At 48.3% G+C, this 20951-nt stretch carries 11 protein-coding genes; 6 read left to right on the top strand and 5 right to left on the bottom strand.

What is annotated here, in order from left to right; all coding sequences use genetic code 11:
• Positions 1-221: 221 nt before the first annotated feature.
• Positions 222-1184, bottom strand: a complete 963-nt coding sequence (locus TPRIMZ1_RS19600) for an Rpn family recombination-promoting nuclease/putative transposase (RefSeq protein WP_010253544.1) — start codon at positions 1182-1184, stop codon at positions 222-224.
• A 489-nt stretch (positions 1185-1673) separates the two neighbouring features.
• Here TPRIMZ1_RS19600 and TPRIMZ1_RS0101210 point away from each other — a divergent pair, with 489 nt between their 5' ends.
• The 6 genes from TPRIMZ1_RS0101210 (at position 1674) to TPRIMZ1_RS0101185 (ending at position 14224) form a co-directional block, all read left to right on the top strand.
• Positions 1674-5000: an FN3 associated domain-containing protein gene (locus TPRIMZ1_RS0101210; RefSeq protein ID WP_010253541.1), complete on the top strand. Its 3327-nt coding sequence runs from the start codon at positions 1674-1676 to the stop codon at positions 4998-5000.
• Between the two features lie 165 nt (positions 5001-5165).
• Positions 5166-6152 carry a fibronectin type III domain-containing protein gene (locus TPRIMZ1_RS0101205; protein ID WP_010253538.1) on the top strand — a complete coding sequence of 329 codons (987 nt, stop codon included), beginning with the start codon at positions 5166-5168 and terminating at the stop codon, positions 6150-6152.
• A 25-nt stretch (positions 6153-6177) separates the two neighbouring features.
• Positions 6178-8583 carry a leucine-rich repeat domain-containing protein gene (locus TPRIMZ1_RS0101200; protein WP_010253535.1) on the top strand — a complete coding sequence of 802 codons (2406 nt, stop codon included), beginning with the start codon at positions 6178-6180 and terminating at the stop codon, positions 8581-8583.
• 53 nt (positions 8584-8636) lie between these two features.
• Positions 8637-10478: a fibronectin type III domain-containing protein gene (locus TPRIMZ1_RS0101195; RefSeq protein ID WP_026043442.1), complete on the top strand. Its 1842-nt coding sequence runs from the start codon at positions 8637-8639 to the stop codon at positions 10476-10478.
• Positions 10468-12534, top strand: a complete 2067-nt coding sequence (locus tag TPRIMZ1_RS0101190; protein ID WP_010253530.1) for a TonB-dependent receptor — start codon at positions 10468-10470, stop codon at positions 12532-12534. The genes TPRIMZ1_RS0101195 and TPRIMZ1_RS0101190 overlap by 11 nt, the downstream gene beginning before the upstream one ends.
• A gap of 10 nt (positions 12535-12544) precedes the next feature.
• Positions 12545-14224 carry a 5'-nucleotidase C-terminal domain-containing protein gene (locus TPRIMZ1_RS0101185; RefSeq protein WP_010253527.1) on the top strand — a complete coding sequence of 560 codons (1680 nt, stop codon included), beginning with the start codon at positions 12545-12547 and terminating at the stop codon, positions 14222-14224.
• Between the two features lie 64 nt (positions 14225-14288).
• Here the strand turns inward: TPRIMZ1_RS0101185 and TPRIMZ1_RS0101180 are convergent, their stop codons facing one another.
• The 4 genes from TPRIMZ1_RS0101180 to TPRIMZ1_RS19595 all read right to left on the bottom strand — a co-directional run bounded on the left by TPRIMZ1_RS0101180 (position 14289) and on the right by TPRIMZ1_RS19595 (position 20699).
• Complete coding sequence (locus TPRIMZ1_RS0101180; RefSeq protein WP_010253524.1) at positions 14289-18761, bottom strand: sacsin N-terminal ATP-binding-like domain-containing protein; 4473 nt, start codon at positions 18759-18761, stop codon at positions 14289-14291.
• 765 nt (positions 18762-19526) lie between these two features.
• Positions 19527-19928 carry a PIN domain-containing protein gene (locus TPRIMZ1_RS0101170; RefSeq protein WP_010253522.1) on the bottom strand — a complete coding sequence of 134 codons (402 nt, stop codon included), beginning with the start codon at positions 19926-19928 and terminating at the stop codon, positions 19527-19529.
• A complete protein-coding gene (locus TPRIMZ1_RS0101165; protein ID WP_010253519.1) occupies positions 19925-20170 on the bottom strand; it encodes a hypothetical protein in 246 nt (81 codons plus the stop codon). Before TPRIMZ1_RS0101165 ends, TPRIMZ1_RS0101170 begins: the two co-directional genes overlap by 4 nt.
• Before the next feature lie 205 nt (positions 20171-20375).
• Positions 20376-20699: a helix-turn-helix domain-containing protein gene (locus TPRIMZ1_RS19595; RefSeq protein ID WP_010253516.1), complete on the bottom strand. Its 324-nt coding sequence runs from the start codon at positions 20697-20699 to the stop codon at positions 20376-20378.
• Between the last annotated feature and the right edge of the window lie 252 nt (positions 20700-20951).

Below are 20951 nucleotides of genomic sequence, written 5' to 3'. Positions count from 1 at the left end.
AGAAAAGGACCGGGTGATAGAGGAAAATGCCAGGGTGATAGAGGAGCTCAAACGCAAGCTGCGGGAAGCCGGTAAAGATACGTAGTAACAAGGTTTGTGGTTAATCCTGTGGGTCAAGTTTAGCCTCTGGGAGGCCCCATACTTTTCCTTCCTGACAGGCCCCCCCGACCAATTGTGTGCTTTCGGTAACCCAGTCAGCGCATGGCTTCACCGGGTATATTTTACAGAGCTTCTACCGCATTAACAGAAAAGCCGGTTATTTCGGCGATCTGGTCTGTGGGTACTCCCCTGACTTTCATCTTCCGGGCAACTTCCAGGCGGCCTTCCTCGCGGCCTTCCTCCCGGCCCTCTTCCCTGCCTTCCTCCCTTTGAATACGGCGTTCCTCTTTTACTGCCTCCACAAACCCATCAAAAAGCATATTACCCTCCTTCCCGGTAATTTGCATGGTCACTTCCCGAATTGTTTCTTCGGGGTAGTCCAGGCGGTCTAACAGAACGGTTATTACATCATCTATCACTTTACGCAGGTTTTCCGGGATTTTCAATGCCCGCTTTGCAAAATATTCCCGGGGTATCTTGCTCAAAACCGAATCCCCATCATGGGTTTCCAGCTGATCGATAAGCATGATAAGGGAGATGGTGTCGTTAAACCGGGTAATGTCCTCCTGGGTATACCGCTTCAAATCCACCAGTTCGTACTCAAACTTGGGGATGTACTTGTGAAATACCTCACCCAGGGCGGTTCGGTTCAGAAAGTTCAGCTCCGCCGTCCAGGGGCCGGGGCCGTCGTAGAAAACCACGGGTAATACCGGGGGATAGCGGAAGTCCTTGGTTGAGCTTATCCCCTTCGTTTTTTGATTTTCCTCCTTTTCGTAGTTGTCCAGGACCAGGCAAATATATTGCAGCATTTTGAAGCTGGACCGGAAATTCACCTTGGACTCGTGTTCCACAATGGCGATAACGAAAAGGGGCGTCTTTCCCCGTAGGTTAATCCGCTTTACCGTGTCCGAATCCTGTCCATCCTGAAAGAGGGGCAGGAACCGTTCGGAAAGATCTTCGATATCCTCCGCATGGATATCCTTCAACAGGTCGATGGGTATGAAATCCCGCAGGAATTCCACAAAGAGTTCGTGGTTACCCAGGATAAGTTTAAAACTGTTGTCCTGGGTATGATAAATTGACATAAGCGCCTCCTCCCCGTATTAGGGGACGGGGGTGGATTATGCTTTACCGGATACGCAGAAAGTTTATATTTTTTAGTGGCCCCCGGCGCCTTTTCCTGAAAACAAAACACAATGAAACGTGACAAAAAAGGCTCATTTTTTTTAAATATACTTGTATTTTTTAATTATTATGGGTATTATCCTGTAGTGTTTCTTTAAGATTGATTCTGTCAGGGGTACCGGGCCCAATGGGTGTGGCTGCTCAAACGAAACTAACCCATACCAAGGTAAATTGAAAAAATGTGTGTAAGTCTTTGTAATGTAATGAATTATACCCCCCCCCCCCCCCCAGTCACGGTAAATTCTTTCTCGGTTTAGTTAAACGCTTTTTTTCCTCCTTCGCTGCCCCCGGGTATTACCCCGGTTTGGGCTTATTGGCGTTTGCGCCGCTGTATACGGGTTAACGAAACGCCGTATATGCGGCGATAGATTTTTGTTCAGGAGTTTTTTATGAAAAGGAAGAGTGTTTTAAAATGTATTACCGGGGCGGCTTTGCTGCTGGCGCCGGTCATAGGGCTTATGCTGCTGGGATGCGAAAACGGTTCCAATTCCCCATCACCGGCGGTCACCAGCGTTACGGTAACCCCGGCTGCAACGGAGCTAGAACAGGGTACGAACCTGCAATTTACCGCTGCGGTGGTGGTAAAGGGGGATGCGGCGAATACGGTGACCTGGGAAATCGGAGAAACTACTAAGCCGGGTACGGGCATTACGGCCGATGGGCTTCTGACGGTGGCGAATGATGAACCCCTGGGAACGCTGACCATCACGGCAAGTTCCACCTTTGATACCGGCAAGTCCGGGAGCGCTGCGGTTACCGTTATAGCTCCTGTGCCGGTCAATGGGGTTATACGGGTTACGGTAAGCCCGAAGGATACATCGGTGGATAAAGGCAGTACCAAGCAATTAACCGCAGATGTTGAGACAGAAAATGATACGGTGTCAAAATCGGTGATCTGGGAAATTTTAGAGGACGCCGATGAGGGTACTTATATTACCGGCCTTGGCGTACTGACCGTAAGTCCGGAGGAAACCCTAACGACCTTGACTATCAGGGCAAGTTCCACGGCGAGTCCCGGAAAATACGATACCGCCGCGGTTACAATAACCGTGCCGTCAAGCGAGCCTACGGTTCTCAGCGTTACGGTGTCCCCGAACACGGTGGAAGTGGAGAAGGGAACAACCCGGCAGTTTCAGGCGGATGTTGTAGTTTCAGGCGGGGCAGCGGATACCGTTACCTGGACGGTGAGCGGCGGCATAACCGAAACCACCATTTCGGACGCCGGTCTGCTCACCGTGGCAAGCGGGGAAACGGCGGCCAGTCTGACGGTGACGGCGGCCTCTACAGCGGATACCGCTAAGTCCGATACGGCCGCAGTTACGGTGACGGCGCCGGTTACGGTCCCTGGTATAACCAGTGTTGCGGTAAGCCCCAAGACAGTTTCCGTACAGAAAGGAACAACCCAACAGTTTGCCGCCGCAGTTGCAGCGGTTGGCGGGGCAGCGGATACCGTTACCTGGACGGTGAGCGGCGGCATAACCGATACCACAATTTCTGACACCGGTCTACTTACCCTTGCAGCAGGAGAAACGGCGGCGACCGTGACGGTCACGGTAACATCTACCTTTGATACCACCAAGTCTGATACCGCCACAGTTACGGTGACGACAACACCGGTACCCAAGGCAACGGTGGCGAATGTGAGCATCCCCGGTACTGCCGGACTTGCCCTTGCCGCTCCCGCTGCTGCGGAGGTGAAAATTACCCTGACCGATGAGACTTTCAAGGACGCTATTCTTCAAGGTGATGTAGTGACCACCTGGTTCACCGGGATGCCTGCGGGTAGTTTGGCTGCCAAGGCTGCGTCTAATGCTAATGCAGGCGGCAACAGTATCAGTATAGCAATCACGGGAACCCCCAGTGCGGCAAGTTCCGCAGTGCTGGCTATAAACATCCCGGCCGACGCGCTGACCGCCAGCACCACGGCCCTGACCGTTCAGTCCAATGCGGCGGCCAAGTTTGCCATTGCCCTGGCGCCTCCAACGGCGAACCCCCTGGGAGCCACCGGTGAAAGCACCTCCTATACCGCGTATTATTCTACAAATCCGGAAGTGGAGCTGAGCGCCCCCGAAGGTGCGGATATCTGGTACACCACGGACGGCACGGACCCCACCGGGGCGGCGCCGAGCACTAAATATACCGGCGCAAAAATTTCGGTGCCGATTGTCCTGCTGCCGGGAACGAGCCTGAAGGCCATAGCGGTAAAAACAGGCCTGGTAAACAGCCCGGTATTTACCGCACGGTATGTACTGAGGCCCCGGGAAGCTACGCCCGCTGTCACTATCAATTACGAGAAGGAAACACTTGACGGATTTTTGAATACACAAACGACCTATTTCCAGTACACCGGTTTCACCGAAGATGCCTACCTCTCAGGTAGCAGGGCCGGTTTGAGTCTTACTGGTACTCTTAATAATTATAGCGCAAGTATTTCGAGTTTACTAAAACCTACATCGCAATGGATTGCCATTGTCAGAGGCGCGAATACCACCCCGCTTGGCAATGGTACCAGGGACAGTGAACCCCAGTTCATTGATCTGCCCGCACGGCCTGCGGCTCCTGCTGCGCTAGGTACTGTAAAGGTAACGGAGCCCGATGCAACTGACGGCAAGATTACCGGCACAACTGCGGCAATGGAGTATAAGCTATCCTCTGCAACAAACTGGACTGCCTGTACCGGTGCTGAAGTTACAGGACTGGCCAAGGGGGATTACCTTGTCCGCTTTAAGGCGCTTACCACAGGGGATACCAAATCTTTTGCAAGTGCGCAAGAAATGGTGACTATAGAACCGCCTGCTCCAAGTCCATACGGCATCTGGATGGGCGATACAAAAGTATCCGGCGCCGAAACCCTGACCGATGCGCTGGTTTATTTCAATACCGCATCAAATTACCAGTCGACGCCAACCAATTACACCCTCAAACTTGCTGCGGGTACGGAAATGATAAGTACGCAAACAAGGTTGTGGGGTGGTGCTAATGCTGAATATACTGCTGGTTTTCAATTTTACACCGGTTCTACGCTTACCATTGAAGGGCCGGATGATGGGAGAGCAGTCATTCAAAATCCGAATGCGGCCTCCTGGATTTTGATTGAAAATATTACGCTTGTACTTAAATCAAACATTACGTTCAAGTACACGGGAACAGCCACTAACAATGAGCCTTTGATTGATGTAACCAAAGGTACTCTTGAAATGAATACAAGGGTTTTGATAACAGGAAATCTCCATACAGGTAATGGTAGTGGTGGTGGTGGTGTTAGAGTTGATGATGGGATATTCAACATGAAAGGTGGTGAAATCAGCGGCAATAGCAGTGGACGCGGCGGCGGCGGCGTAGCTGTTTATAACAAGGCAACCTTCAATATGTCCGGCGGGAAAATTGTGGGAAATAGCACAATCACGAAGAGTGCTTCTGGTGCTAACGTTGTCTCAGGCGGAGGGGTAGGTGTCAACAGCCAGGCTAAATTTGTAAAGACCGGCGGCATCATTATGGGTAGTGCAGATGATACTGACGGCGCTAAAAACACGGTTACCGGAGCTACCACTACGGGCGCTGCAGTGTTTGTGAATAACAGCGCCGTATCGGGCACAACAACAGGCGGGTATCCGCACCGTGATGGGAAAGTAGCCGCAACCGACAACATATCCTACGATGGTTTAGAAAAAGAGGAACACGATTCTTTTGCGACATTAGGTGGTACTTGGGATTAAGCCAAAGGCTGTAATAATACGGCTCCTGCCGTGTTGTTACACAAAAACAAAGATCTGGTGAAGTTAAAACTTTGCCGTGTACTCTTGTCAGGGTATACGGCAAAGTTGCCTGTCCCGGACAGGCATAGTGACCCATAACGGGAAATTGAGAAAGGAGCAGTAGAAATGAGAAATGACAACAAGATTACAAGGAAAAGGCAGCCGGTGGTTTTCTCATTCCTGCTGCTCGCAAACCTGGCGCTCCTTGCCCTTACGGGCTGTCAAAACGATTCAGACTCCGGGGGGAGCAGCGAAGCTGATGCCCCCCCGGAGATTGGCGCCCTTACCCTGAAACGCCTTCCGGCGCAGAATGCTTTTACTGCCCGCTGGGAAACTGCCGGGGCGGCGCCTTCGGGACTGAGCTACGAACTGGTCTACAATGAAAGCGGTACAGCCCCGGCGGCGGAAGCCTCAGGGTACCCCGCTGCAGACCGGGAATACACCGTATCAGGGGGCCTGACCGGGGGCGCCACCTACCATGTGTGGGTCCGCTCGGTCCTGGAAAGCGCCAGGGGTCCCTGGAGTGCGGAGAAAAGTATAAAACTGCTGAGGGACGAAACGGGCATTACCTTCCGCATTGAGCTGTTTGATCAGACCCGCTTTGGGGTGGTACAGAACGATACGGTACGGGTGATCCTGCCCGTCAATACCCCTGCGCCCTGGCTCTTCAGCCCCCGCCTGTCCCTGGCCGAGGGGGCTGCCCTGGCTTCCGGATCACCAGCATCCGGTGCGGAACAGGATTTCAGCGATCCCGCTAATCCGGTACGGTATACGGTGATCGCGGAAAACGGCAGGGAACAGATCTATACCGTCGATATGTCCATCGGAGACGAAAGCGGCATGGAAATTCTCTGGAACACCGCCCTGCCGGACCTGGAAGGCCCCTTGATGCTTTCCCGGTCCGGTGAGGAAAACAGAAGCTTTATCACCACGGTATATGAAAAATGTACCTGGTATGTGGACGGGCTGCTTAAGGGCTCCAATACCAGTTACCGGCTGCGGGCCGTTGATTACCCTGCGGGAACCCATTTTCTCACCCTGAACGCCTATGTCAGGTATGGGGTTGATCTGGTCCCCTGGTCCGGGGAACTGGTTTTTACGGTTACTGATTAGGAATAAGGGAATAGGAGTGGGTGGTATGAAAAGAATGCGGTTCATGATTGGTACGGGGATTCTGGTTGGGCTTTTGGGGCTCTGGCTTGGGAGCTGCGGGAATGGTTTCGGTCCTGAACAGAATGGCAATGACGGAACAGTGTACCTGTATTTAAGCGGGGTAGCGGGAGTTGATTTGCCGGCCCAGGGGAACCTGCGGACCCTGGTGCCATCGGATATGGATGGCCAGTACTACCAGTTGCGCTTTACCCCCCTGGAAGCGGGGATGGAGGCGGTGGATGCCGAGGCGAATACCTCCCGGTTCATCATCAAGCTTCCCGCCGGGACCTGGAATATCGCTGCCCGAGGATGGCACAGTAAGGATGACGCGGAAGCGCTTCCCCTGTTACCATTACTGCGGGGCGTTGGACAGGTAACGGTGAAGACGGCGGAAGTCCTGAACGCCCAAATCGTAATGTACCCCCTGGAAACCGGGGAAGGAACCCTGGGCTACACAATTCGTTTCCCCGGGGATACGGTTTCTGCGTTTCTGCGGGTCTATGCCCTGCCGGGAATTGCCGCCGCTGAAGCCGAAGAAGAAGATGAAACTGAAAGCGCTGATACGGATGCCGTTACCGGAGCTTCCCAACAAAACGATGCGGTCACCGGGGCCACCCCCACCGGACAAAGCGCCGCTGCTACCACCCTTGCCGCCGAGCCGGAGGAGACGGACCCTCTGCCGGTTGCGCTGGTAGATTTACTCCAGGGCGCAACACGCGAAGCAGACGGGACCCTGCTGAAAAGCGGTTCCCTGAACCTGGGAAGCGGTTTCTACCGCATAGCCCTGGACTTGGCTACAGACGGGCCTGACGGGGAAGCGCCAAGTCTTTTGCGGAAAAGCGAAATTGCCCATATTTATGATGGCACAGAAACCCCGGCGGCCTACACCATTACGGCGGATCAGTTTACCCCGGGGAAAGTCTTTACCACCACCGCAGACTTAAAGACCTGGCTTGCGGCCCAGCCTGAAAACACGGCGGACGCCCCCTATATGGCAACGCTAAACGGCCTGGATCTGAGCAGCAGCGATACTGCGGCCCTCTTCGATGCCCTCAGCCGCTATGTGGCCCTGGACCTGCGGGGGAGTACCGGCGGCGCGGAAAAAAAATTCGCCGGCCTGACGGAAGTTGAGGGTTGGGCCAGGGGGCGGTATCTGGTGTCCCTTGTTCTGCCCGATGCTATCGAAACCATCGGGAACGCCGCTTTTCTCGGCTGTTCGTCCCTGCACTACCTCAAGCTGCCCGGCCAGTTGAAGGCCATTGGTGAAAGTGCTTTCCGGGGATGCCCCTTTCCTTCTATAACATTACCCGCAGGTTTAAACGCCATAGGAGAGGGGGCCTTTGCGAACTGTACCGGGCTGCGGGAAGCGGACCTTTCTTTCCTTACCCTGACCAGCCTGGGAACCCGGGCCTTCCAAAGCTGCACCGCCCTGGAAAGCGCCAAACTGCCCACCAGTGGCCTGCCCGGTAAGCGGCTGCCGGAAGCTGTTTTTGGGGGCTGTACCGCCCTTACCGCCGTAAGCCTGAGCCCGGGCCTGGAAACCATCAACGGGTTCATCGGCTGCACTGCCCTGTCCAGCCTGGAACTCCCCCTAAGCCTTAAAACCATAGAGGATTTTGCATTTTCAGGTACCGCATTGACGCCGGATTTGGCGCTTCTGGTAAACCTGGAAACCCTGGGGGCCCAGGCGTTCAGGGACTGCACTGCCCTGCGCACGGTCAGCCTGCCTGCAAGCCTTAAAACCATTGGAAAGGGAGCCTTTCAGGGATGCATAAACCTGGCCCTGGCGGAAATCCCCGAATCCCTGGCGGACCAGATTGACCGCGAAACCTTTTTTGCCTGCCGCCTCGTACAGTTCAAGCTCGGGTCCGCAGCCCCAAACCCCGCCCTTGTCAGGACCAGAGACGGTCTTAAAACACTGGTGACCATGCCTTCCGCCGCCGGGGATTTGATCCTCCCCGAGGGGATTGAGAAAATTGCGGATTACTGCTTTTATAGCTACTCCTCCATTGGAAAGCTCACCCTGCCCGATTCACTCATCGAAATCGGGACCCTTGCCTTCCAGAGTTGCCGGGGCCTTACCCTGGACGCCCTGCCACCGAAGCTGACAACCCTGGGCAAAGGCGCCTTTGCGTCCTGCCCCTCCCTGTCCAGGCTGGAGCTGCCTGCGAGTATCCAGTCCATCGGCATTGAAGCCTTCACGACCTGTTCTTCATTAACGCTGATTATCCACGCCGAAACGCCGCCCAGTGCGGGACAGAGTTTTACCGCGTATACAGACATAAGCATCTATGTGCCTGACGCCAAGCTTGACGCCTATAAAACCGCCGGGGCGGAGTGGGTACAGGTTGCCGACCGGATTAAGCCAATAAGCGCACTGCCAACGAGTTAGGGAAATGAGTAATTAGGAGTGAGGAAATAGGAATGAGGAGTGAGGAAGTAGGAATGAAGAGGGAGGAATCAGGGATGATCAAGGGGATTGCAGACAGAAAGACTGTGGGAAAGGTACGATGTTTGGCATTACGATCATTGCGAATTTCTACTTCCTCACTCCTCATTAGTTTTGTTTTACTGCTCTGTTTGGCCGGGTGTGAAAATGATCTCATGAATGACGACGACACCGGGGCCATCCCCCGGCCTGCGCCGGATGAGCTTACCCTTATACCGGGTGACAGCAAAATTGAAGTGCGGTGGACCAAAGTTGCCACCGCCACAGGCTACGAGCTTTACTACAGCGCCGGTTTGGACCCCGATGCGGCGGAGCGCTGGCCCCTGATCGATGTGAACGAAAGCCGCCTAGTCAGCGCCCTTATCACAGGGCTGACCAACGGAACTGCCTGCAATGTGTGGGTCAGAACCGTGTTTCCCCATGGGGTTTCGGATTACAGCATCCTTGAAAGCGCCGCCCCTTTGCCGCCCCCGGAAACCGCGCCGGAATTTATTGCCGTAGAAAGCGGGGATGAACAGCTTGGCCTGAGCTGGAACACCGTGGCCGGGGCTGCATCCTACGAAGTGTATTACAGCATAACCGAGATACCCCCGTCTCAGACTCTTGCCGGCCTGGACCCCGGCCCGGACAAGGGGCTGGTCCCGATTGCCGCCGACACCACTGCGGTATCCGCAGAATACCTGCTTAACGGCCTCACCAACGGCTCTCCCTATTACCTCTGGGTCCGGGCGGCAAACAGCGCCGGTCGTTCCGGCTTCTCCACCCCCATAAGCGGAACCCCGGTTGGCGCAGCCGCTCCCCCCAACGCCGCGGTGATCAGCACAATCATCGGCGGGGACCGCCGCCTCACCCTCATCTGGCCCGCCGTCAGCTGGGCCAAGTCCTATTCGGTCTATTACAGCGATACCGCCACCCCGCCGGCAGAGCCGGTTCCCGATACCGCACTCCGGCTCTCCGTGACAGGCAAAACCGTGAGCGCCGTTATCAGCGGTCTCAGTAACGGACAGGAATACTTTGTGTGGGTCATGGCCCATAATGCCAAGGGGGATTCACCCCACAGTAATGCGAGTAAAGGAACCCCGGAGGCAAAAGCGCCGGTCGACCTGGACAATGTAAATTTCGTTATCGGCAGCGCCGCAGAGGAATTCATCTTTGCCGAAGAGGGCAACGGTGACCGGCTGACCCAGAAAAAGGAAACCGCCCTGGCCAACCTCTATGCGGACGGCCTCAACTGGTACATTCGGGAACACCCGGAACTCTACGGCCCCATTGACTTTGTATTACTGGTTGGCCGCTACACCCGGGGCGGCTCCCTCAGAAAGGGAACCATAACCGTAGGAACCATCAAGGGCATAGTCAACAGCGCCGGCCCGGTGGTTACCAGCTCACCCTTTACCATGCTCACCCTCACCGCCGATCAGGTAACCCGTCTCTTCCAGGCCGCCGCCGGGGTATCCCACAGCGGCAACGGCGGCCACAACACCGGCGCCTGGGGAGTAGTCTCTGAAGAAGTATCCTACTCCATCGACTACGCCAACCACCCCACCCACTCATCGGGTGAACTGGTCCCGGACAGTCTCAAAATAAACGGCGAAGCCCCCAACCGCTCCTACCGCATTGCCACCCTGAACTATCTGGTAGACGCCATGGACGATCTGGACTATGCCCCGGTACTCCTTGAAGCCTCCGCAACCGGCAACAAGAAAGCCTACACCTATCCCATATGGCAAGCCGTAGCAGAATATGTATACCAACAAGACCTCCCCCTGCACCCCAACGACTACCTCAAAGCGGACAAGCCCAGGGTTACCAGGGTAAATGATGTCAATGTCAAGTAGGCTTGTTTTTACCTTGTTACTAATACTGTCCACCATACCATGGGGCAGCGCCCAGGAAGCGTCCCCAGACAACACAACCCCTGCTGAAGCAGCAGCAGCCGATGACATCCCGGTATACACCCTGCCCCCGGCAGAAGTATCAGCAACCCAGGATTCCCCCAACCTGGTAACCCGGGAAGAAATGGAACGCTACAACGCCCAGGACCTCTGGGAAGCGGTGCGGCAAGTGCCGGGGGTACAGCTCTCCGGCGGCGGCAGGCGGAACGATTCCAACTTTACCGTACGGGGCTTCGGTTCCGACAGCGTGCCCATCATCGTGGACGACATTATGGTTGCCAACACCTACCGGGGGGAGGGGGATGCCGCCCGGTACCTTACCGGGGACCTGGAAAGCATCGAGATACAGAAAGGCTACTCATCGCCCCTTTTAGGGGCCAACACCTTAGGCGGCGCAGTATTACTGCGTACCGCCAAACCCCGGGACCCAGTGGAACTATCCCTGAAAAGCAGCGCGGACTTTGACGATACCGGGGACTACAACGGTACTACCCAGGTACTCAGCGCCGGGGGCCGGGGGGAACAGTTTTACGGCAATGCGGTGTTCCAGTTCCGGGGGATAGACCACTACCGGCTCTCCGCGGAGTTTGAGCCCACCTTGGGAAACCCCCAGGAAGAAGGGAACCGGCTCTGGTCTGATTCCACGGATATGAAACTCACCGCCCTTACAGGCTGGACCCCCCAGGGCCCCTGGGAAAACCTGGACCTCTGGCTAACCTGGCTGTACCAGGATTCTGACAAGGGGATTTCCCCGCCCGATGTGGAAGTCCTGGATTTCTCCATCTGGGACTGGCCCCTGTGGAAACGTCAGAGCCTTTCCCTGCACACCGATTTTGACCAGGGTCCCCTCTCCCTCAAGTTCCTGACCTACTACGACAAATACGATAACCGCCTGGACGATTACTGGAACATGACCGCCTATGAATACGGCATCCACACCGCCCATTCGGATTACGACGAATATGCCCTGGGCTTCCGCCTGGAAGGGGGTTGGATTTTTAATCCCGAACACCAGGTTTCTGCGGCCTTAATTTTCAAGAAGGACGATCACATCGGCCTCACCGGGGAAATCCAACAGGTACACATCAACGAAGACACCTGGTCCGTGGGCGCCGAATACCGCTACACCCCCTCCTGGTTACCAAAACTGCAGCTACGAGGCGGCCTGGGTTTTGACCTGCTCAACCCCAATGAATTTGAGGGCCTGACCAATTCGCTCATGCAGGAACTGGGGGAAAAATATTACATCGTCCAGTCCCGGCAAATGCTGCTGCTCAATGCCCAGGCAGGGATTTTTTACGATATTACGGAAAATCATCAGGTACGGTTTACCTATGCCCGGAAAAACCGTTTTCCCACCATGTTTCAGCGTTACTCAACCCGGTTTGGCCGGCAAATCCCCAACTCCCTGCTGGGGCCGGAAACGGCGAACCACGTTGAACTGGGGTACCGCAGTTTCATAGGAAACTGGCTTACCCTGAACGGCGCCGCCTATTACAGCCGGATTAAAGGAAAAATAGTAACCGTGCAGGTCCCCAATCCCAAAAGCCCCTACTGGACCGTGGACTTTTCCCGGAACCTGGATGAAACATCCCTGTACGGCCTGGAACTGAGCGGGGAATTCCGCCTGAACGAATACCTGAGCGCCGGCCTCAATGGCGCCCTGGCGGCCTACGAGATAAACCACAGCGAAGCCCAGGTAACAAGCCTCCCGTACTACCCGGCGGCCAGCGGCAATTGCTATGTGGAAATCCGGCCCGGCCCGGTACTATCCCTGCTGCCCCGGCTGGAATATCTGGGTAAACGGGACATCGATGCCGAAGGAACTAAAACCATGGACGCCTATTGGCTGGTTCATTTTACGGTGACGGCGGAATTCTCAGAACACCTCAGTATGTCTGCGGGGATAGAGAATCTGTTTGATACCTACTACGAAATACGGCAGCACGCGCCCCAGGCGGGGCGGACGTATAATCTGGCTTGTACAATTAAATACTGAGGAGTTCGTCATGAGGAATAAAAGACTGGGCTTTGTTTTTCTGCTTGGGGTACTGCTGTTTACCGGGTGTGAGAATGACCTCATGAATAACGATGATACTGGGGCCATTCCCCGGCCGGCGCCGGACGAGGTTTCGGTGATAGTCGGGAATGGGCAGCTTGAAATCCGCTGGACCAAGGTTGCGACCGCCATCGGGTACGAACTGTATTATAACACCGCAGATGATCCCGATACTGCCCAACGGTGGTATCTCATTGAAGTCAACGAATCCCGTCTGGTGCGGGCCGTCATAACGCCCCTGGTCAACGGTACTCCCTACCATGTGTGGGTCAAGGTGAACTATCCCCACGGCCAATCCGAGTATAGCGAAAGGGGCAGCGGTATCCCCCTGCCGCCGCCCTATTGGCCTGATCCGATAAGCCCGGTCATCGCCGCCGGGGACGAGGAACTGGGGGTACGCTGGCCTGAGGCGATGGATGCTTCAGGCTACGAACTGTATTACAGTATCAACCCCGTACCCCCCGCAGAAACACTCAGCGCCCTGTCTCCCGATAAAGACCATGGGCTGATTTCCGTCACCGGGGTAACTGAAATGATCATCCCTGGACTGCAGAACGCCCGGCCCTATTACCTCTTTGTACGGGCGGTGAATTCTGCGGGGCATTCGACTTTCTCGGTCCCCGCTTCCGCAAGTCCCGTAGGCGCAACTGCCGTCCCTGCCGCGCCGGTACTCACCCTCATCGGTGGGGATAAGCGGCTCACCCTTTCCTGGAAAGCGGTCCAGTGGGCAAAAAGCTACAAAGTGTACTACAGCCTGGAAGCGGCCATGCCCGCAGAGCCGGTAAGCGATACCGCCATGGAACTGACGATTACCGGCCAGGATGTACGGGCGGTGATTAGCAGTACTATTGAGAATGAAAAGACCTACCATGCCTGGGTAATAGCGGTCAACACCATTGGTGATTCCCCTGCCAGCCAAATGTCCAGTGCGGAAACCAGGCCCAAGCCGCCCCTGGATCAGGACAATGTGAGCTTTGTAATCGGGACGGCGGCGGAGCGGTTTATCAATGAGGAAGCCAACAACGGTGACCGTCTGAGCCGCAAGAAGGAAACTGCCCTGGGGGATATGCTCTGCGACAGCTGTACCTGGTATGTGCGGGAAGTGCTGGGTGAACCCATAGATTTTGTGTACCAAAACGGCGGGCTCATCACCGGGGCCCTTTCCAAAGGCACTGTCACGGTGGGAGATATTAAGGCAATAATCTACCCGGGGGATTCCCTTACCATCCTTACGATGAAGGGTTCCGCCGTGCTGGAACTGTTTGAATTTGCCTCCAAGGTAAGCCACGGCGGGGGCGGGGGCAGCGGCACCGGGGCCTGGGGCATGGTGTCAAAGGAAATACGCTATACCCTGGACTATACGGGCAGGGAAAACAACGATGCGGAGCTCAAGAACCTGCGCTTCAACGGCGAGCCCATTGAAGCGAACCGGGATTACCGCATTGGTATCAATAACTATATGTATACCGGCGGTGATGGCTACTGGATGTTCCAGGTAAACGGCGCCAATGTCAAGCAAACTAACCGGACCATGGCGTCCGTACTGGTAGACTACATCTATGCCCAGGATCTACCCCTGGTTCCTAAAACCGATGGACGGGTGGCCCTTATCGGAGGAGCGGTTCAGTAGAAAGGGTCTGTTATTTCAAAATTGCCTCTATTAATGTAGTGTACAGAAAAATGTGTTTAAATAATTATTCGTCAATTTCATAGGAGAATTTATATTGAGTAGCAATTTTAGACCCTTCAAGTTCTTCGATTTTATGAGGTCCATCTATCCTTTTGGCATTAATATCGACGAAATATAGTTCATAAACTTCCGTATTTTCTTTAGCAAAATTAAATTCTGAAAATGACATAAAAAATTCCTTCGAACTTGCTTTTACTTCCACAAAATATTTTTTGCCATTATTCAAATACTCCATATCGTATATTGAAGAATTGTTTCTTTCTGCTGGTATATCGGAATTTTCAGATGTCCAACGCAATGACGAATAGATTTCTTTTAATTTCTTCCAAACTACCCGCTCGGCATCCTTGCCATTTTTTGACTTTGAATTATCGCTCTTTTCAATTGATGATCTTGTATGCGGTCGGCCATGATTATGGTTAGCAGCATTCTCTTGTGGTGCAACTGGTTTAAGCTTACTATTAGACAATGTAATCTGCGTACTTTCGTCATCAGGTATCACTGGACTTCTAGCTTCTATTTCTGAATCGCTTAGGGTTTTTTCGAATCGCTGTTTGATGATTTCTTCATATTCCACATTTAAAAAGTAAATCATTGATTTTAAATCGATATTTTCATCTATAAAATCTAAAAATTCATTTTTCGATATAATAGCATTGAGTTTATTGAAATTATTATTATAGACATTACTTGCATTATTTTGTTTCGCATTTTTTTTATTAATCGGGAACTTATCATTTAAATAAGATTCAACATTAAATTCAATATCATTGCCAATTTCATCAGTTTCAGGCATAAAATATTTAAATTTATTAAAGTCATTTAAAAAGTTTTCATGACAACCTTGTGTTAACTGTAGATATTCAGCGTATAATTTATTTTTATAATTCTCTTCCTCAGTAGATAAATAGTCCCTAATTTTTTTAACCCAAAATGGTTTAAGATCAATTGAATACCCAAAGCCGGCGCTGGTAATTGTTTTAATATTACTATTATGCGAATTTAATAATTTTATCAATGATTCTGAATTATCTATTGAATTAAAATTAATGAAATCAATATCGATCAACTCGATAGATTCATAATCAATATTTAGAGCCTCTGCCAATTCTACACGTATTTGATTCTTTGATATTTCATTTATAACATTAACTATGCCGAATGTTTCCCGCACAATATCTGACCTTTTTTCCGGAGTTCGATATAGCTCACGAATTTGATTTAAAAATTCATTATTAGGAGTGTTTGCAACTTGAGCTATTATTTCTTTCATGCATTCCGAATTCTTCCATTGGTCAAACGAGCTGGAATGGTGCAAATATATAAACCATTGTGCCTTACCTTTTATTGGCGTATAATCAGTCGATATATCCTGCTGAGTACCGCCGTCGGTTAGAGTAATATTTGAAACAATTTGAACTTTTAAATTATCTAATCTTTCTTTTAATCTTACATTTTTCTCTCCCCAAGGCTTGACATAAATTTTGAAATCCCTAAAATCTGCTTGGAATTTGTTGTTTTCCGGATGGGTTTGAATACTACTTTGTATTACTTCATATTTTTCTTCAAATTTTTTCACGCCGAAAATACTATTAAATATCTCAAAGCGGGCTTTCCTCGATGGTGTTTCCATAATATGGTAATTTCCAACATTTACTTGAATACTATTACTGAAATAAGAATCAGATACTATATGATAGCCCTTACCGCTGTGGTTCTTAGTGAATACTTGACCTAAATTGACGAATTTTGCCTTATTGTCCGACTCATCAAATGGATTATTTTCAAAATCTATAATCTCACGATATATTTTTTCAGAGATTTGACCACTTTGATCATGCTCCGGGAGTTTAAGTAACACTTCGTAGAAATAACGTGATTCTAAATCAGTTATTTTATCCTTTACACCTATCTTTGTTAAGAAATCTTTTAATTCTTTCTGCGTAATGTTTAATTGATTTGCTAAATCTTTAATCTGTTGATTTGTCACTGTCGGAACCACTCCGGAAATATTAATTCCTGGATAAGCATACACACATTGATTAGGAGAATATTTTTGTTTATTTATTTCAAACCACTTTGTGTTTTCAAAGATAAATTTAATATAGCTATGTTGGTAGTCGGTATAATTCCTTGATCGGTAGCTTTCTATTTTAGCTATGTATTTAAAATTAACGCTGCCTGAATGTTTCAAGTCAAGCTCATCTTGTAATTCAGAATCTGATTTTATCCATGCTATAATTTCTCTTAATGAAAGATCCTCAAGTATTTTTTCTAATCTATTTATAGTATTGAATTCGATATTATTTAGTTCAGATACACGCTCTTTATTTTCATTACCGGGTAGTTTTTCTGCCAAAACTTCATCGGTGAAATAACTCCTAAATTTCTGATTTTTAACTTCGCGCATCACTAATTCCGGAAACTTTTTAACACCTAATTTAATAATAAAATTTTGGAAATCAAATTTTTCATTTTCTGAAATTGAAAATGTTTTAATATTTGGAAAAGCAGCAAATTCACCGCCAATAAAAAGTTTATCACCCAATTGATTATCATAATCATTATCAAAATACAGCGAACTAGATCTTTCTACCGTCCCTTTTTTGCTGGGCAAATTAAATCTTACATCAGGAGGTGGTGTCCAATCAAGTTTTTTAGAGTAATTCTCCCATAGCCATACAACAAATTTAACCGAATTAGTATTATCATCTCCTACTGATGTATTTATTGGAGATATTATCTGAGAAGCATCGGTATCTAGAAATTTTACTTGTGGAATTAAACTATTATATTGTGATCCTGAATGACGCTGGATTATACGTTCAATTTTTGATTTAGGTTCTTCATTCAGCTCTTTTTTTATGATGCTATTTTCTTTCAATTGTTTTATTAATTCAATTTCATAACTTCTGTTAAGCTGATTCACTTTTGTCCAATCCGGTATATTTAATTCCCGCTTTCTTCCAACAAAATAAATGCTCTCATTTACTTTTACATACTTCTTTTTCTGATTTAGCATTAAGTTAGGTAAGATATCTGATTTATATTCTTTGCACCACCAAATAAATGCTTCTACTCGTTCCGAAATTGACCATTGTTTTTGCGCTTCAGAAATCATTGTAGATAATTCATCTTCTTTATACTCCAAATCAATACCATGGTATTTGGCTAATTGTCGCAATAGTTCACCATTTTCTTGTGATGGCATTTGTTTTAGTAAATTAGCAAAATATTTTCCTGTAAAAGAATCAGGAAAATTGGATGCTATAAGTTTTGGCTCGTTAGACATTGAAACAAAATCGTCATTAACTGTTGGAATAAATTTGCAATTTTTAAGCAATTTCAAATAAAAGTCAAAACGATTAAATCTACTGCTATCCCACAAACTATTCTTCATATTACTAGGCGTGAGTGTTTTAATAGCCAATAAATTATCGCCTTTATGGGTAAGAGTATTTTCTGCAATAGATACGGCAAATTTTAAAAGATGCTCAAAAACCGATCTATTCGTTTCATTCGGAGGAATATCATCGCGATTAGCATTCAATTCAAATGTTGCGTGCATAAGCATATTTAGCGGTGTTGAAAAACTTCTTATGGGGAAAAAACAATACATCGTCTCATCAGAATAATCCCATTCATCAAGAGCAATGGCAATTGCCGTTCTTATCTTTCGTTTTTCATTTTTACCAGTATCAATCTGCGGTTCGTCGGGATTCTTGAAATATAAGTATTTTTCAATAGTCTCATCCACATAGATTTCAATTTCTTCATTCTCCTTAGGTGCTTTCCTAATTATCTTTGTATATTCATCTGTTTTTATTATTATTTGCATAATATTTGGTAAAAATAACAAGGTTTTATGATCAAATCTTTGTAGCTGTTTCAATATATTCTGCTCATCATTTTGCAACGAGTCATCCGTAATAATTTGAATAGTAGTATCATATTTGTTATTTAAAGAATTCACTTCAAACGGACAATGCAAAACCGGCATTGATAGATTTGGTACATTTTTTTTCTGTTCTTGTAATATTGCACATCCGGATAGAATTTTTTCAAATTCTGAATTAGCATAATTTTGAGAAAAACCAATATGAAACTCACCGGAATGAATTTCTATTTGCCTCCCCCAATTAAGTAAAGAACGAAAACCTGTCCCCTTATTCCCGATGAAGTCATCAGTTTTATTGCTTGCAGCACCATGACACAATCTTTCGATAGTTTCTGCTGTGAATTGTGTACCATTGTTCGCCACAGTAAATATGTTGTTTTTATACTCTAGCAGGACATCTGCATTCTGGATATCTGCTTTTACAGCAGCATCATCTACGTTCTGAAGCAGCTCTAACAGTTCTCGTCCGTGGTAGTCGGTTCGTCTTTGTTCGTCCTCCTTAAAATCAGACTCTAATCTGAATTTTTCTTGGGTATACTCTCGAATATATCTATCACGAATAGTATCTGCTATAATCATCTATTCATTGTCCTTACTAAACATATCTTCGGAAAAGGGTGTCAGTCACTTTTTGTGGCTTCATTATTCATTTCCCCGGTATTTATCAATACAATAATCTCCACTACCGCATATTCCCATGTTTTATAGTCTCCGCAGGATGAAAATAAAGCGAGAAAAACGGCAAATACCAAAATATTGCAAATTGTTTTATTTTTGACCATTTGTAAACTAATCATAAATATGTTTTTTATCGTTATCCTTACGGAATTAACGCCGATACCAACGGCCTCGTGAGCCGTTGTGCGAAGTCTACTTTTATGCCTACTTTTGTCTGAAGCATGGGAATATTATAGCCGTTGGGGGTAAATTCTGCAAGTCTTTTTTCTATAAAAATTGGATAAAATGGTGCTTTTTGTCAGCCGTGGGGTTGCCTGAAAAATACTTTCCAGACAGCTCCGAACCGTAAACAATCCTGGTTGAGACTGCTGAAAAACTCCTTTTGTGGTCGGCTTCTTCCTCTTAATGATGTTCAAAAACACTATTACTGCTAACTATTTAATAAATATAGTGACTTTGTTGAAATAGTCAAGCGGGTCATCTTTATAACGACTATTTTTCCCTTATTACCTCCCCTATATCGCATATTTCATCCTCTCGGCCATACAACATTTGCCTATATTGTGTACTATACAATTTGCTTTTTGAACTTATATATTTTTCAAGCCGTTGCATTAATGCGCTTATTTTATAATTTAATTTTTTATACCATTATTAAAACACTATCTATTCAACCCAATTTAGAATTTCTAAACTTTCTACATTTATAAAATGATCTGTATTATTGGTAACAAGAGGCAAGTTATGTTTCAAACAATAGGCCGCAATAAACAAATCGTCATCACTAATGCCCTTGCCATGGTTTTGCATTTTCATTTTTACCGTTGAAGCAATGTCCAAAACAGCTTTGTCAATAGCACCAACGCCTTGAGCCAAATACATTTTCTCAAATATCGCCATTTTGTTTTTTGAATTATTTCTCAAGAGCCAATTATTGATTTCAAAATAAACAGTTGGGGGAATTACAAATTTGGTTTCTTTACTATTTTCCAGTCGCATCCGTGCGACAATCGTTGCATCTTTTTTGAGAAAATAGGAAATAATATTAGTATCAAGGGCATATGTCATAGGACTTCTGTTTCTTCGGGACTTCTGAAGTGTAAACGTTCCGGCTCACCTTCAAGCACTTCATCGGAGTTTTCTATTTCATCTATTATTTCGGCCCATAACATTTGATACGCCTTCCCTTCCCTGTCTTCGTCCACATTCTCATCTAATACCGTGACGATGGTTTTCTTTCTTTCGGGGATTTGAACAGGGGTATCGGTTACAAACCGCCCTGCCTGAAAATAACCTTGAAATGCCAGCATAGTATCCTCCTAAACCGTTACTGTCTTGTAATATAATGGTTTACTTGAACATCTTCAATAGACGAAATTGGGGTATTTTGTCCCAAAGATTCTAAATCCTAGATCCTAGCCTCTAATTTGCAAATTGCGTTCCATAATTTACCAATTACAAGCAAAATTTACTAGTTTTGGGCTAGGATTTTTAGCGGACACGGTACAATTCACCCTATTTTTGTGCTTCGTCGATAACAGTATCTATTCCAGAGGCCACTTGAGCGAGAATTTCTGACTTGATCGCCTCTAAATGCTCCATATGGGAGGGGTTTTTGCCCTTTGCCGCCGTTTCGTCGTAAAAAAGCAGGTAGGCATCGATGTCCAAGGCTCCGGCGAGCTTCACAATAAAGGCAAAAGAGGGGGTTCTGCTCCCACTTTCGATCTGTCGGATATAGGTATGAGCCGCTTTGCACCGTTCCGCCAGCGTTTTTTGAGAAATTCCCCGGTTTTTACGCCATTTTTTCATATTGCGAACAAATAAACCGTTCAAATCCATAGAATGTATTCTAAAAGCTTCTCTTTGTTAACCATAGGGAAGCTTGAAGATTACATTATAAGTATGTTATGATCCCAATGTGTTTACAGTTTTTCGGAAAATTGAGGGATTTTACGAAAATCGACGGCTGAAAGGCAGCGGGCGTAGCCCATTGCTATAAAAGGAGGATTTTATGAAAAGGTTAGTATTTTTTATCGTTATCGGAACAATATTGCTGTCATTGTTTAAAGTAGTCAACATTGTTTGAACTAA

It is taken from the genome of Treponema primitia ZAS-1, from assembly GCF_000297095.1.
In the GTDB taxonomy this organism is placed as follows: domain Bacteria; phylum Spirochaetota; class Spirochaetia; order Treponematales; family Breznakiellaceae; genus Termitinema; species Termitinema primitia_A.
The sequence above is the reverse complement of the archived record's forward strand: the minus strand, read 5'-3'. Positions and strand labels throughout refer to the sequence as shown.